General features: G+C 43.9%; 12 protein-coding genes and 1 pseudogene. 7 read left to right on the top strand and 6 right to left on the bottom strand.

All coding sequences use genetic code 11. The features are described from left to right. The 4 genes from HMPREF2794_RS29245 to HMPREF2794_RS06555 form a co-directional block, all read left to right on the top strand. The coding region (locus HMPREF2794_RS29245; RefSeq protein WP_210403595.1) for a hypothetical protein at nucleotides 1–181 on the top strand (181 nt) is incomplete at its 5' end. 299 nt (nucleotides 182–480) lie between these two features. After that, on the top strand, nucleotides 481–1,704 hold the full coding sequence (locus HMPREF2794_RS06565; protein WP_070751189.1) for a site-specific integrase: 1,224 nt from the start codon (nucleotides 481–483) through the stop codon (nucleotides 1,702–1,704). A gap of 203 nt (nucleotides 1,705–1,907) precedes the next feature. Next, complete coding sequence (locus HMPREF2794_RS06560; protein ID WP_005651667.1) at nucleotides 1,908–2,213, top strand: MerR family transcriptional regulator; 306 nt, start codon at nucleotides 1,908–1,910, stop codon at nucleotides 2,211–2,213. Then, nucleotides 2,210–2,539, top strand: a complete 330-nt coding sequence (locus HMPREF2794_RS06555; RefSeq protein WP_005655143.1) for a hypothetical protein — start codon at nucleotides 2,210–2,212, stop codon at nucleotides 2,537–2,539. The genes HMPREF2794_RS06560 and HMPREF2794_RS06555 overlap by 4 nt, the downstream gene beginning before the upstream one ends. A 110-nt stretch (nucleotides 2,540–2,649) precedes the next feature. Here HMPREF2794_RS06555 and HMPREF2794_RS06550 read toward each other — a convergent pair whose 3' ends face one another. The 5 genes and pseudogenes from HMPREF2794_RS06550 to HMPREF2794_RS06530 all read right to left on the bottom strand — a co-directional run bounded on the left by HMPREF2794_RS06550 (nucleotide 2,650) and on the right by HMPREF2794_RS06530 (nucleotide 9,887). After that, nucleotides 2,650–3,672, bottom strand: coding sequence for a hypothetical protein (locus HMPREF2794_RS06550; RefSeq protein ID WP_070751188.1), 1,023 nt, complete (start codon nucleotides 3,670–3,672; stop codon nucleotides 2,650–2,652). Nucleotides 3,673–3,753: 81 nt separating this feature from the next. Continuing rightward, nucleotides 3,754–7,721 (bottom strand): annotated as a pseudogene (locus HMPREF2794_RS06545) (N-6 DNA methylase). A gap of 153 nt (nucleotides 7,722–7,874) precedes the next feature. Further along, nucleotides 7,875–8,054, bottom strand: coding sequence for a hypothetical protein (locus HMPREF2794_RS28850; RefSeq protein WP_070751187.1), 180 nt, complete (start codon nucleotides 8,052–8,054; stop codon nucleotides 7,875–7,877). Then, complete coding sequence (locus tag HMPREF2794_RS06535) at nucleotides 8,044–8,487, bottom strand: DUF1896 domain-containing protein (protein ID WP_083312027.1); 444 nt, start codon at nucleotides 8,485–8,487, stop codon at nucleotides 8,044–8,046. Before HMPREF2794_RS06535 ends, HMPREF2794_RS28850 begins: the two co-directional genes overlap by 11 nt. A gap of 104 nt (nucleotides 8,488–8,591) precedes the next feature. Further along, nucleotides 8,592–9,887: a DUF3945 domain-containing protein gene (locus HMPREF2794_RS06530; protein WP_070751186.1), complete on the bottom strand. Its 1,296-nt coding sequence runs from the start codon at nucleotides 9,885–9,887 to the stop codon at nucleotides 8,592–8,594. Between the two features lie 273 nt (nucleotides 9,888–10,160). On the opposite strand from HMPREF2794_RS06530, the gene HMPREF2794_RS06525 reads away from it, so the two are divergent. From HMPREF2794_RS06525 to HMPREF2794_RS06515, 3 genes are read left to right on the top strand one after another with little or no spacing between them, the layout of a single operon-like run. After that, nucleotides 10,161–10,988 (top strand): hypothetical protein, encoded by an 828-nt coding sequence (locus HMPREF2794_RS06525; protein WP_132061308.1) that lies wholly within the window; start codon nucleotides 10,161–10,163, stop codon nucleotides 10,986–10,988. Further along, on the top strand, nucleotides 10,985–13,792 hold the full coding sequence (locus HMPREF2794_RS06520; protein WP_070751185.1) for a DEAD/DEAH box helicase: 2,808 nt from the start codon (nucleotides 10,985–10,987) through the stop codon (nucleotides 13,790–13,792). The genes HMPREF2794_RS06525 and HMPREF2794_RS06520 overlap by 4 nt, the downstream gene beginning before the upstream one ends. Then, on the top strand, nucleotides 13,783–14,094 hold the full coding sequence (locus HMPREF2794_RS06515) for a hypothetical protein (RefSeq protein ID WP_070751184.1): 312 nt from the start codon (nucleotides 13,783–13,785) through the stop codon (nucleotides 14,092–14,094). The genes HMPREF2794_RS06520 and HMPREF2794_RS06515 overlap by 10 nt, the downstream gene beginning before the upstream one ends. Nucleotides 14,095–14,148: 54 nt before the next feature. Here the strand turns inward: HMPREF2794_RS06515 and HMPREF2794_RS06510 are convergent. Beyond that, nucleotides 14,149–15,047: TraM recognition domain-containing protein (locus tag HMPREF2794_RS06510; protein WP_168166585.1), on the bottom strand; the 899-nt coding region annotated here is incomplete at its 5' end.

Genomic DNA, 15,047 nt, shown 5'->3' with positions numbered 1-15,047 from the left:
TGGGCTGAAATGCCCAGACCTACTCGACCTAACCCAAAAATATTTATTATCAGATATTTGCGAGTTTCAAAAGAAAGCCGTATCTTTGAACCCGAAAGTTAGGCAGACAAACAGCGGTCAAAGTTGGACAAGCCCAACATCTGAAAATCGTTACTGTTTCGTTACCTATTTGAAATTTTGAAAGCAAAGTAGCTGAAATATAAGCGGTTAGATTTGTAGGTTCAAAACCCTGTCTCTCCGCTGGAAAGAATTGCAAAACAAAGAAAATCCCTGTAAATTAATACTTTACAGGGATTTTTTGTTCTTGGTGCATGGCAAAAATAAGCATATCAAAGCATTCTTTCGGTGTACTATTCGGTGTACCTGATCTCCTTCAATGTCAGGTACACCTATTAAGTAAATAATTCATTGTTTATCAGTGTTTTGCATCTTGACTTGTTGCTCTTGGAATTTTAGTTTTGTGATTAAAAAACAAGTAAGATGGAAAGAACAACATTTTGTCTATTGTTCTACATTCGTAGGACGAAATTGAATCGGAACGGTGAGGCTCCGATAATGATGAGAATTACAGTGAATGGAGTCCGGGTTGATGCTTCAGTGAAGAAAACAATTCTTCCGGAGTTCTGGAGTGCGGCAAAAGGAAAGGCTTTGGAAAAGAAGCGTGAGTACAAGGAACTGAATCTGTATCTTGATTCTATCCGTTTGAGGATAATGAAAATTCAGCGTGAACTGGAAATAGAAGGTGTAGCGGTTTCTGCCGGCAGTGTCCTGGACCGTTTTTTGGGAAAGGATGCTCCCGTACAGCGTACCCTGTTTGAGGTTTTCCGTGAACATAATGATAAATGCGCCCGATTGTCCGGTACGGACATGGCGCCTGCAACCGTGCAGCGTTATGAGACATCCTTGAAGCATACTCAGGATTTTGTCTGGGAGACATATCATAAGAAAGATATTCTTTTGGATGAAGTTTCCCGCCAGTTTGTTGAGGATTACGAGTTCTGGCTTAAGACCTCGAAAAAGTGTTGTCATAATACAGCCACCAAGTATCTGAAGAACTTCAAGAAGATTATCCGTATCGCTTTGGCCAAGGGATGGATGAAGAATGATCCGTTTTTGGAAATCAGGTTCTCGTTGGATAAGGTGGAGCCGGACTTCTTGGAAGATTCGGAAATCCGAAGACTGATTTCAAAGGAGATTGATATTCCGCGGCTGGGTCAGGTACGGGACATTTTTGTGTTCTGTTGCTTCACCGGTCTGGCCTTCTCGGATATTCACGGATTGGGAAAGGAGCATATCGTGGAGGACTCGAACGGTGTCAGATGGATACGCAAGGGAAGGCAGAAGACCAAAATCATGTGTAACATCCCATTGATGGAAGTTCCGTTAAAAATATTGGAGAAGTATTCCACCAATGAATATTGCAGGAAACATGGTGTACTTTTTCCGGTGCTTTGTAATCAAAAAATGAACGCCTATCTCAAGGAACTGGCTGATATTTGTGGCATAAAAAAAACATTGACCACCCATGTTGCGCGTCATACTTTTGCCACTTTTGCCCTGGCCAATGGTGTTTCGATAGAGAGCGTTGCTAAAATGCTGGGGCATACCAATGTTCAGATGACCCGTCATTATGCGCGTGTGCTGGACCGTACAGTGATACGTGAGATGTCACAGATAAAGATGGATTTTCATTTTTCCATGTAAGGAGAGGGTGTTTGGAATGAGCAAAGGCAGACATGAGGTTCGGATGTCTGCTCTTTCAGGAATGGCCGGAGATTGCTTCCGGCCTTTTTTATTTCATTCTGTCGTTTTCTGTCTTTTTTTGGCGGTTGCTCAACGGTTGAGTAACCAATGACCTTGTAATATCACCGTAATATTGCACCGTAAACAATAAAAACAAGGTCATTATGAATAACAGAAGAACTGCACCTGGTGGGCAGATGACCCACATGCTCAGTACCATACTCGCCAAAGTAACCAACATTGAAAAGTTACTGGCTCCTGCCATACATAACTTGCCCGACAGCGAGATACTGGATTCAAAAGGCGTGCGCCTGCTTACCAAAATGTCCGACAGGACACTTCTAAGACGCCGCAATGACGGTTCGTTGCCTTTCCACCGTGACAAGGGGAAGATTTACTACCGCCGTTCGGACGTGCTGCGTGCCATGCTGCTTGAAAAAGAAGAACACTCTAAAAATAAAAGGTTATGAGAAAGATGATTAAGGTTGAAAGCGGCTCGTTCGCCGCACTCGTGAGAAGTTACAAGAAGTCCCTCAACATGTTGGCCGTGCTGCAACATATCTGCGAGGATAACTGTGTAGAACTCTCCATGCTGCCCGATGAGGTTTGTGAGCTGATAAACCTCGATCCGGCAGAGATTGAGAAGCAGCGTTTGAGCGGACGGCTGCGTTTTGCGGAAGAGGAGAACGGGACCAGGCATTATTCGATTGTGGATATAATCAATCTGAAGGATTCCATTGACTGGAAGGTTATTAACAGACAGGTGGAAAGCCTTTCCTTTGAGGAAGAGGAATGACGGAGTGTCTTTCTTCCCGTTACAGACAAGAGTATGGCCGGCAGAGCGGATTTATCCGGGTGCCGGCCATACCTTTGTCATTTTCTGAAAAGCGGTTCTTTACGGCAAACTTAAGATATTTTTTTCAGTCCGTTTGACGGGGCGGCAATTTCCATTGGGGGTACATGCCTTGCCTTCCGTGGCAGGTCCGGTGTATCGTCACTTTCGCCTGTCGCTTTCTGTCCTTTCATTTCCGTTCCGTCATCCGTTCCGCTTTCATGCCCGCCTGCCGGTTTTATGGTAAGCTGTATTTTCCGGTTCAGCGTGGCAAGTTCCTCATTCAGCCGCTTGATTTCCGCATCCTTGGGCCATGAAGCCGCCACAATCTCCTGAAGGACCGGGATGTCCTTCGACAGCTCCGCGTTCTCCTTTTCCCGTTTCTCTATCATGGTGGGAATGCGTTCCAGCGCATTGATGAAGTTCATGACGGCCAGTTTCGGGTCTTTGGCTATATAACCGTTGTTGTAGGTATATTTGATACCGTCCAGTCCCTCAACCATGAACTTGTTCTGCAAGGTCTGTGTGTCCCCATCACAAATCCTCTCGGTACGGACAAGGATGCGGAAATCGGACAGGGTTCCGATTTTCATATAGTCATCCTCCGTCCGGACATTCCGGTTGATTGCGGCAAGCCGGTTGCCGAGTATCTCCACATTGTCCGAATCCACACCGTCCAGTTTCAGGGGATTGGGACGGAGTCCGGTTTCCGTATCTGCGGGCATCACCTTGTTGAAATATTCCCAGTCCCTGGTGAAACGCCCGATAAAGGTGTTGTTTTTTTCTATTCCCGAAGTCCTTTCATTCAGCTTGCCTTTCGCGTTTCCCTTGTTACGGTAGAATGCCTGCCTCTCGCTTTCAAGGACCGCCAGTTTCTTGTCCAGCTTGGCCTTTTCCAGCAGGTCGTCGTTGCCCGAAAGGATGGCCACGTATTCGCTGAAACTGCCGCCTCCGTTTTCGTCAATCGCCCCCTCGTCAATGGTACGGGCGGCCAGATTGCGGCTTTTGAGCTGGTTGATGAACACCTGCTTGTTTTGCAGCAGGTTGAACTTGTAGCTGTCCAGTGACTTCTCCACCGCATAGATATAGCAGTCCACCTTGTTGCCGGCGTACTGCTTGGCGATGATATTGCCTTTTCTTACCGCCCGTCCGTTGCGTTGTTCCAGGTCGGACGGCCTTCAGGGTATGTCCAGATGATGGATGGCCACGGCCCGTTCCTGCGCGTTGACACCCGTTCCCAGTTTCTGTGTGGACCCGAAAAGGAAACGGATGCGCCCGGAGTTCATATCCTTGAACAGTTCCTTGCGTGCGTTGTCGCTGTTTGCTTCCTGAATGAATTTTATCTGCTTTTCCGGGATATTATGGTCTTCCACGAGTTTGCGCCTTATCTCACAGTAGATGTTCCACTGGTCGGGTTTATAGGTACTCAAGTCTGAAAAAATGAACTGTGTGCCTTTCTGGTCAAGATATTTGTAGTAATACTCCGCAATCTTGGCCGCGCAATGAGACGCCTTGTTTCCCGGACTGTCGCCGTACTGCTGGTCTATCAGCCGCATGTCAAGCGACATCTTGTTCGAGTAGTTGGTGGCGATCAGCATCTGTGCTTTCTCCTCCGCTTCGGACAGAGGCTCCCTGTCTATGTAGGTCGCATCCCCGGTTTCAGCGAACTTTATCAGTTTTTGAATGAAAATCTCCTGCTGGGGAGTGGGCGGTATGTGATACAGTTGCTCGTTGAGTTCCGGCCTGTCAACTCCTACGTCCTCGGCCGTTTTGTAATCGGTTATCTCCGCATAAAAATTGGCGAGTTCCGGCACTTTGATAAAATAGCGGAAACGCTCTTTTTGCACCACCTGGTTGGTCACTGAAAATTCAAAGTCCGTGCTTTTCTTCGCATAGACGGCCGCCCAACCGTCAAAACAGGTAATCCCCTGTTGCTCCATTTCCTTCGGACGGAGATATTTGAAAAGGAGATAGAGTTCTGTCAGGCTGTTGGAGATGGTCGTACCGGACAAGAAAGTGGCCCCCAAATCCCTGCCCGTACGCTCCTGTATGGTACGGATGGCGAAAAGCATGTTCATGGCCTTCATGCTTCCTTCGGGGTTGCCCAGACCGGAAACTCTTGCATGGCGTGTATTGAACATCAGGTTCTTGAAATTGTGCGATTCGTCAACGAAGAGGTGGTCGATGCCCATCTGTCTGAAATCTGTAACATCATCCGTCCGGTCCTTTATATCCTGTTCCAGCTTTTCAAGTTTGGCCTCAAGGTTTTCCTTTCTTCTTTCCAGCCCCTTCTTTATCCAGCCGGTTACTTCATTGCCCTGCTGCTCGAATACGGCGAGATTCTCTTCGATGCTGTCTATTTCCTGCGTATATATTTTCTGCTGTATTTCGGGGGACTGGGGTATTTTCCCGAACTGGTCGTGTGTCAGGATGATACAGTCCCAGTTATTATTTTTGATGTCATGGAATATTCCGACACGCTTCTCCGGCGTAAAGTCCTCCTTGCCCGGATACAGCACTCTGGCATTCGGATAGGCCCTCTTGAACGTGTCGGCTATGTCATGCACATTGCTTTTGAGTCCGATAATCATCGGCTTGTTCGCCAGTCCGAGACGTTTCATCTCAAAGGCGGCTATGCACATGATAAGGGTTTTGCCCGTACCTACCTGATGGTCGATTATCCCGCCTCCGTTCATCTTCAGCATCCATACGGCATTTTTCTGGCTATCGTACAGGGACGGTATGCCCAGCCCTTTCAGGTCAAGGAACGGGAAGCTTTGCAGGGAACCGTCGTAATCGGGACGTACATAGCAGTTGAACTTGCGGTTGTACATGTCCGCAAGGTTCTGCTTGAACTCGGGCAGCTGTTCATTCAGCCAGCCGGTGAAGGCGGAACGTATCTCGTTGATTTTGGTGTCGGCAAGCTGGATGGCCTCCGCATCACGTACCTTAATGTCATTGCCCTCCTTGTCCTGTACGGTCTTGGTTATGTCGGGTACGGTGTTGTGCAGCGCATGTTTCAGCAGGTTGTTTCCGTAATAGCCTCTCTTTTCCCCTTTCACATAATATCTGTCGGTGATGTTCGCGTTGGTGCTCTCGAAGCTTACGCTGAATTCGTCGATGGATTCCGTATAGTGGATATGGGCCTTTGTCTCAAAGAGGTATCCGGCGAATTCCTCATATACGGACATGGGTATCCACCGTTCTCCCAGGTTGAAGTCAAGCTGTTCGAAACTTATAGGCTCCGGTATGGCTTTCCGAAGGGCCTCCAATGATTTTCTGCTCGCGCCGTCATCGGGATAGTCTCTCAGGTGGTTCTCTATCCATTCTGCTTTGGCGATCACATTGCCCGCTATGAAACGGTCCTTGATTTCATGGCTCTTCATCATGGGATTGTAGAAGATGCGCTCTTCCAGCTGTTCGAGCAGTTCCTGCCTGCCGATGTCGCTGAGATTCTCCATATATTCCAGATTGACCTCGCCGAACTTGTTCAGGGATGCCGCAAGGGCTTCCTGCGGTGTATCCACATGTGTCACCTCGTTGGCGTTGAACGATACGGGCACGGTGAATATGTCCGCTTTCTGTATCTTCCCGTTGACGGAACGCTCCAATGAGAGCATTTCCCGTCCTCCTGCATCCAACAGCAGGAACTTGGCGTTGTCCTTTCCGTTCAGCTCCCTGAACATGCGGTGGAAACGGTCATACTGCCGGTTCAGTTCCTCCCTTAGTTCCGGCTGTTCGGTTTCCGTTTCGGCTTCCGCATTGTAGAGATTGTGGTAGGCTTCACGGAGCGGGATATAGTAGGCGGCCCGGTATTGTTGTGTGACAGTCAGCCTGAGCGGATGGAACTGTACTTCGGGAGTACCCAATCCCTGCAAATATCCGTATTGCTCACCGGCTTTCACGAGAGAGCCGTTCTTGTATTCGGGGCGTATTTCTCCGGTAAACGGACGTGGTTCCGTTTCTTTTTTCCGTTCTTCCTCGAACCGTAGTCTGCGTTCCTGCCATTTCGCTTCCGCTGCCGCCTGTTCCCCGGTCATTTCTTCTTGTGAGACGGCTTCATCATACATGTTCTCTTGCGAGAACAGATTGAACATTTCCGGTTCGTTTCTTTTTCTTTTGCGGGATGCCGATGCTGTCCGGCCCGGTGATGGTCGGCTTTCCATCATCTGCCCTCCGCTTTCTCTTCGTCCGCATAGGCGGCAAACAGATTAAGTATGGGTTCATAAGGCTTGGTTGACAAGAGACTTTCTTCCTGCATCTCCTGCCGGTGCTCCACTGCTGTTGTTTCCGGTGGGACTTCCGGTCCGGTTTTCAGGGCAGTGGAAACGGTAGAACGGGACAGGTTTTCTTCATAAAGTTTCCGGTCAAGATGGTTTCCCACATCTTGCGCCAATAATAGCCTGAGATGTTCGGAAATGGCTCCGATACCCCCTTCATGGATAAAATTCATGGCCGGTTGTCCGTACATGTTTTTACCCATGGATACGGAAGTATGGATGATATAGTCCAAATCGGCATAGCTGTTGTTGATATTGATACTGCCCGATATAAGACGGGTTTCAATAAAGTTCCGTTCCTTTTCGGTCAGTTCCGATTTTCGGGTATTCTTCTGCAATACGATCAGGTCGCTGCCCACTTCCGTACCCGCATCGGTAAACAGATTGTCCGGCAGACGGATGGTAGAAACGAGATTGGCATGGTTTACCAGCCACTCCCTGACGGGACGGTTCTGTGGCGAGTCCATGACGCCCGAAGTCGTGATATAGGCCAGTATCCCGCCTTCACGTAGCGTATCCATGCCTTTGAGAAAGAAATAGTTGTGTACGGCAGCGAGTGAGGATTTGCGCACCGGGTCGTCACTCCGGTCAAAGTCCCGGTCATAAATCCTGGTATTCCCAAACGGGATATTGGAAGAAACAACATCGAAGTAGCCGTTATAATAAGGCTGTATGGACTGGAAACCTTCTATGTTCACCTTGCTTTCCGGATAGAGGGATGAGAGTATCCTTCCCGTCAGCCTGTCTTTCTCGAAGCAATGGATTTCGGGGACATCCTTCAGAGTGCTGATGAACATGCCCGTTCCGGCGGAAGGGTCAAGAAAACGTTCCGGGCGGATTTCCGGTACCAGCAGGGCTTCCTGCATGGCCGTTACCACCGGCTCGGGTGTGTAAAAGGCTGTAAGAACGGAATTCTTAAGACTTTGGACGTATGACTTGTATTCTTTCTCGTCTTTGGAATACTCACGCAGAAGTTCATGCAGCAGCCGGACCTGGGGAAACAGTTCTTTGTCCGACCTTCATTTTTCTATGTCCGTATCTTTCTCCGCCGGATTCAGGATGCACTTCAGTCCTCCGAAACCCGAATAACCGTTCAAGATCTTGCGTCCCTGTTCCGTAAGACAGAACTCCGGACGCATGAATATCAGTTCAAGTGCGGCTATGTTGTCCGCCAGATGTTGTCGTCTGTTATACGCCATATTGTTCTATATAGGATTGTATGAAACCTGTAAGTTCAACGGTAAGTGTATGACAGGCCGGAGATGATTCAAACCTGTCGTCTATGGAATATTTGCCGAATACCGCCTCTGCGGGTGACAATACCTTCAGGCAGAAATCCGTCCGTCTTTCGGGCCGTACTTCGGGAAACCACTCCGATACGGCCTCGAAAACCGTATCGAACCGGGAAAAGCGCAAGTCCTGATAGAGAACGGCGTCAGCCTGTTCCAAAGCCTGCCTGACGGATAGGCCGTCACGTATGGCATGTTCGTAAGCCTCTGCGGCACTGTCCGCACGCTCCCGGATGAATGCCTTGTCACCGGCCATGTGCGGATGGCTTTCTCTCAAATAAAAAAGGAGAGCTGACTTGAAGCAGGACAGTTCTCCGTTGTTGTCATGTTGTGTAATCATCATCTGTTGTCATTGGATTTTGAATGGGGAAATAATTTGTGACATACCCGGTAACCTGAGAGGAAACCGGGTATATGGATTCGGTAAACGTTCCGCCTGCTGCCGGATTACGAGAACGAGAGGCTGTTCTTTCTGGCCTGCGGTCTGGGAGATACGACATGGCGGGCCGTCTGCTTTGTTTCTTGTTTCCTGTCGTTTTTGGGATTTTCAACCGCCGGCTTGTATTCACGGGCATTGCGTCCTATGAGCAGGTTGTTGCTCTTGTTGCTGAAACGCACATCATCCGAGAACAGCTGTCTGGTCTTGGGATTGCGCATGTTCTCAATGAATACCATGCCGTGATTCTCCAGTATCTTTTTCTGTTCGGGGGTTATCTTGGCTCCTAAAATCGTATCGTTGACCTTCAGCTGCTTGTCGGACTGTTTGAATGCGATGTCCCTTATGGTCGGATCAACATAGGCCACACCGGAAAGCATGGTGTCGTTCTTGCGCTGTATGTCATTGATGGGGACTTCGCCACCTGAAGCGAGTATCTGCTTCTGCTTGTCGTCCAGTCTCTTCCCATAAATGTAGTCCGGGATTTTGATGGCATCCACGGGCATGGTGATGATGCGGTTGGTGGACTCGTGGAAACTGACATAGCATTTGCATACATTTCCTGTAAGCGTGTCCTTCATTTCCTTGATTCCTCCCAACGTACCCGTTTCGGCCAGTTTGTCCTTCTCTTCATCCGTGAATACGCCTTTATAGACCGGCAAATCATATTGGGGCTTGTCCAGACGGGTGAGTGTCTTGAGTTCCACTTTGCCGTCCGCACCTTTCACACACATGAAACAGGCCTCGCCCAAATCTTTCTTTTCTCCGTTTATCTCCTTGCTGATGGGCAGTGCGGTGGAAGTGATTCTTCCTTTGAGAAGTTCTCCCATGCAATGGTTGTTGAACAGAGTCTCCTTGTCAAGACCGAGTGCGTTCAGATCTTTCCACGGCAGCTGGTGCTCATCAAACTTATACCGCCGGGCCAGTTTGGCGATACGTCCCTCGTCGTTGAGTTCGCTGTTTTCTACCAGTTTCTTGCCGTCCGGTCCGGGGTCTTCCCCTTTCCGAATCTGGATGACCGCGTTCAGTGTCTTGTCCAAAACGGCAAGTGGTACAAGGAAGAAACTGAAGCTTGTAGGATTTTGGTACTGGTTCTTGAAATTTGTGAAGAACAGTTCCAGAGGTGTGGTACGGTCCAGTTTGAGAAAACTGTTGTTGTTCTTTTTGTCTGGCGGTACGACTTCGATGCTGCGGTCCTGTTCGTTCATCTTGGAGATGACTGCGGTCTTGTTCGTTCTCTTGTCAAGGACTGCCATTACATGCTCGTCCTGACTCTGCTCTTGTTGCTCTTGTTTTTTCTTAGCCATAAAATTAATAATTTAAGTGATACAATAATTAATCAATATCGGGTAAACCTTAGCCCGTCGGTGCGAATGTAGGATATTAGTTAATAGCATATTGCTATTTTGAGGATATGGAAAATGATTGGCGGTGGTTGGCGTATATTGGCGTTTTACCTCTTATCATCTTTTTTCTTTTAGACTTCTCTTTTTGAAAATCGTATTCGTTCATGTCTTATTCCACATTTATTCTTTTGCGTTTCCATGTATTTTATATACTTTTGCTCAAAATCCATGCTTATGCCCGAATTTGTACAGCTTGACGTTAAAGTTTTTGATAAATTTATCGAAAAGTTTTCAGAACGATATATTAATCAACGTTCTGAAACAACAAACGTAAATATAGATTCGTTAGATAGTTCTCAATTAAGTGATTGTGGCTTTAATGTAGAAAAACTAAAGCAAGTAATAAAAGAGAATGCAGTAGCTGTAGATTTGAAACGCGAACAAGGGTTGGCTCCTACTATTTTGAATGATATATATAGAAGTGATTTAGGTGAATTATTGATGACTTACTATTTTGAGGAAAAAATTGGTGAAGATAAACGCTTTATTATTCCTTTAAAAAACATATCATCAAGAGAACTTGCGCAATTACCTGGACGTAGTTTAGACGCTATTGGTTATCGCATTGATAATGGATTATTCAATATACTTTTGGGAGAAGCAAAAGTATCAGAACAAAGAAAAACTCCACCAGATGTTGTACATATGACGGAGGACTCTATTTATAAGTCTCAAAAAAAACATCATGATGATTTACCAATGGTAATACAAAAATTATCAGATTATTGTCGTAAATTAGGTGCTGAAGATTTTATGACTTTTGCTTGTGCTGTACTTTGCATGAAAACAGGGCAAACAGATAAATATACTTTAACTTTTGGCTGTACGTTAATACGGGATTTTACTTGCTGTGGTGAAAAAGATTATGGTAAGATGCAAACTAATGTCTCCGATTTTAATCCAAATGACGTTCATTTTGTTGTTTTATCATTCACACAGAAAACGATAAGTGAAACTGTTGATTTATTTTATAAGGAAGTACAAAAGACTATTAAACAATGAACCATCAGATTTTAGATAGCTTAATACAAGATGAATCAATACGCTCTTTATTGGAAAAGAGTGCAGATGCGTATTGGCTTTCTGAAATATATGATTATAATCTTGGCATATCAAATAACGAACAAGAAATTCTTGTTCGCTTAGCCGTTCTTTATACAACTCTATCTTTATCTGAGGAGAGTAAAAATACCAAGAATTTGGAATATGCTTATAAGTTACTGCTTGCTATAAAAATAGAAGATTCGAATTATCTTTCATTATTTGAAAAAATAGCAGGCATAGATGAAGTAGATAGCACACTATTATATTATTTTCTATTATCCAGTATTGCATTAAAAGATGATAACACGATATCTGCGCGTATAAATCTTAAAAAATTTTATTCAGATAATATTATTACAGAAGATTGGAAAGGTCGAGTCCTTTCCAAAATTCTATATGCACTTATTCTTCTTATAAGAAAAGATAATGGTTTTGTAGATGTTAAGCAAGCATTGCAAACTATTACGGAATTACAATCAGAGCAAGAGAAATTCGAGGAAAATTATCTTCAAAATTTTCAATATAAAGAAGAGGTAAAGGAAGCCTTGTCTCTTTTAGCATTGTACCATACCTCAAAAGCAGTTGTGGAAACGGCACACTATCTGATAGACGGCTATTCATATCCTAAACGTATTGAGAATGTCATTCGAGTCCATATAGATATGGCAGATAAACTTTTGGGGAATACACAAAATCGTTTGAAAGATATTATTAAAATCATCTCTAACGATTTAAAGTCCATTGGTCAAAATTCAATTTGGTCTCATACGGCATTCCAAGATAAGATTAGATTATTATGTGAGAAAAAAAGCCAAAGTGGAATTCTTGAACTGCTTCCTTCTCAACGTAATGCTCTTGCTCAAAAAATGTTAGATGTATATGCCAACGCTACAATACTTCAAATGCCTACAAGTGCCGGTAAAACTTTATTGGCAGAATTTAATATTATCGTAACAAAGTCTTTGCGATCAGACGCAAAAATTATATATGTAGTACCTTCTCGTGCATTAGTTAATCAAGTCTATTATGATTTAAAATCAGATTTGTCAGATTTAGGTATTTGTGTCGAAAAGACATCTTCTGCCATAGAAATAGACCCTACGGAAAATGAGTTTCTGACTTGTGACAAGATAGATATTTTAGTATCTACTCCTGAAAAACTTGATTTACTAATCAGGAGAAACCATCCTTCTGTTAATGAAATTTCTTTATTTATCATAGATGAGGCACATACTATTGGGAATGGTCAACGTGGTGCAAGATTAGAGTTGCTAATGGCCATCCTAAAACGAGAAAGGCCTAATGCCAAATTTATGTTGCTTTCTCCTTTTTTGCATGGTAAAAAAGATGTCATGGCTGAATGGTTGGGGGGTGGCAATACTATTCAAATAGACTGGAAGCCTGCAGAAAAGTTGCTTATTGGTTTAAAAAATCATAAGACTAAACATATTGATGAAATAAAATATGAATTATTGTCATCTGCTTATGATACATCTTTTAAAAGTGAGACAAAAGGGGCTTTCAATAATCCGTATAAATTGCAAAGTAGTTCGGAAAAGGACCGTATTCTTGAATTTGCCAGTAAGCATTTTGCGGAAACAGGAAAAACGCAGCTAATTCTTTGTTATGGTAGAGGTACAGCCAATAAGAGAGCGGGGTTCATCTATAATCTGATGAATTCATTTGCAGAGACGGAGGAAATAGCATTAGTTAGAAAATACATTGACGATGAGATAGGGAAAGAAACGACCTTAACAAAATATTTATCAAAAGGAATAGCTATTCATCATGCTGGATTGTCAGACGAGGCCAAACTTTTGATTGAATATTTGATTCGTGAAAAGCAAATAAAATATGTTTGTGCCACTACTACCATAGCGGAAGGAGTAAACTTTCCTGTATCTTCTGTTTTCTTTGATGATTATAGAAAAGGGGATACTGTTCTCTCTTCCAATGATTTTTGGAATATAGCAGGAAGAGCTGGTAGAACTTTAGTTGATAATTTCGGGAAAATAATAATGCCCTTTCATACTTCTAAAAGTGAGGATGTTTTTAAAGGTATTATTCAAAGGAGTTCTGATGAACTGGCAAGTGTATTAGCTGAACTTTTTATTAATGAAAATAGTGTACGCTCTTATTTGTCGAAAGAAAATGGCATTTATGATTTGATTAGAGAGTATTCATCATTTTCTCCGTTGTTTCAATATTTTGTGCATTTACTTACTACTGGACAAAATACGTATGCAATGGAAGTTGAGGATTTGTTTAAGGATTCATTGCAATATTACTTACTTGAGACTGAAGAACAAAAAGAAAGATTTGTCCAACTATGCAAAAGTATATATCAATCTATTGAATTAAAATACAGTGGAACTTTAGGTGCATTACAGTTTGCAGATAAAACAGGTTTCTCGGTTCCGTCTGTTTTGAAAATAATGCGAGAGAAATCACAAAATGATATTATTGCTAATTTAGCAGGATGGCAACCGAATGTCATGTTTAATAAATGCGACAATTCTAATCTTACAGAAAAAATAAAAGTGATAGCTACACTGAAAGAAACAAATTTAGGAACAGATTCTAAAGAGGCCCCTTTCAGTCCAGAGCTAATAGCTAAAATGGTAACAGCTTGGGTTAAAGGAGATAAACTTAATTCTATTTCTTTAATTCATCCCAATTATAAGACTTTGAAAGATGATGAACGTATGACTGAGTTTATGAAAAAGATGAATGACATACGTTTCAAGACTTCATGGGGTTGAGTGCTTTAGAAGGCATAGTAAAAGGCAATCAAGATGAAATTCAAGATTCCTACATTCCTTCATTAGTTTACTATGGAGTAGATAGTGAAAAACCATTAGCATTAAGAATGCTGGGAATTCCACGGTCTTTATCATTTAGTTTAGCAAATATTATAGATGGAGACTTAAAAAATTTCTCCTATTCTTCTCTAAGAAAAAAAATCAAGGAATTATCGGCATCTGATTGGGATAATTTTAAACCGAAAAAATCAAACTTGACAGGAGATGAATGGAGAAGAATTGTTGAAATTCTTATGAAATAATTCCGAAGACTATATGCCTTCGGAATTGTAATATTTAATATCATACTATCCGTTTTAGGACGTCGTCTGTACCCCTTCATCACCACCTAACAAGTGTTTGAGTTTTGGGTCATTTTCTATGCGGATCAGTTCGTTCTCTACTAGTTCCACAATATCCTGCTTGATTTGCCGGTAGTTGGCCTGTATCTGCTGCTCCATCGTATCATTGCCGTCCTCGTCCAGAAAGCTGCTGATTTCAGGAATGGGTTGATAGGCGGCTGTCTCTTTCTGTACGGCATCATTATCCACTACTATCTGCGCATGGAAAATCTTCTGCTTGATTGTCTCTCCGAAGTTGTCTGCTACGGCACCGACAAACATACCTTGTGAAAGTGTACTGATTTTGCTGGCAGGTATCAGGCTGTCCAGTTGTGTGCTGATGGAAGTGGAAGTGTCGTTACGGTTGATACTCATAGACTCCCGCTTTTGCAGGATTTTCCCGAATCTTTCCGACAATGTTTTGGCCGTTTCACCCACCACCTGGCCGCTGAATACATTGCCCACAGTTGACATGATGACGGCGGCCTCCTTGTCACCATAGTCACGTTTCAACTGGCTGAAGTCCTGAAAACCTAACACAACCGCCACCTTGTTGCTTCGTGCCGTGGCAATCAGATTGTCCAAACCTTTAAAGAAAATCGTGGGTAACTCGTCAATAATCACACAACTTTTGAGTTGCCTCTTCTTGTTTATCAGTTTAACGATTCTCGAATTATAAAGTCCCAATGCTGCCCCATAGATTGAAATTCTGTCGGGATTGTTGCCCACACATAACACTTTCGGTTCTTTGGGATTATTAATATCCAGCGTAAAGTCACTGCCGGACATTACCCAATAGAGTTGCGGACTTATCAGTCTGGATAACGGGATTTTAGCACTCGCTATCTGGCCACTGGCTAAGCACCCGGCGCCTT

The organism is Bacteroides sp. HMSC067B03 (assembly GCF_001811315.1).
In the GTDB taxonomy this organism is placed as follows: domain Bacteria; phylum Bacteroidota; class Bacteroidia; order Bacteroidales; family Bacteroidaceae; genus Bacteroides; species Bacteroides faecis.
The sequence above is the reverse complement of the archived record's forward strand: the minus strand, read 5'-3'. Positions and strand labels throughout refer to the sequence as shown.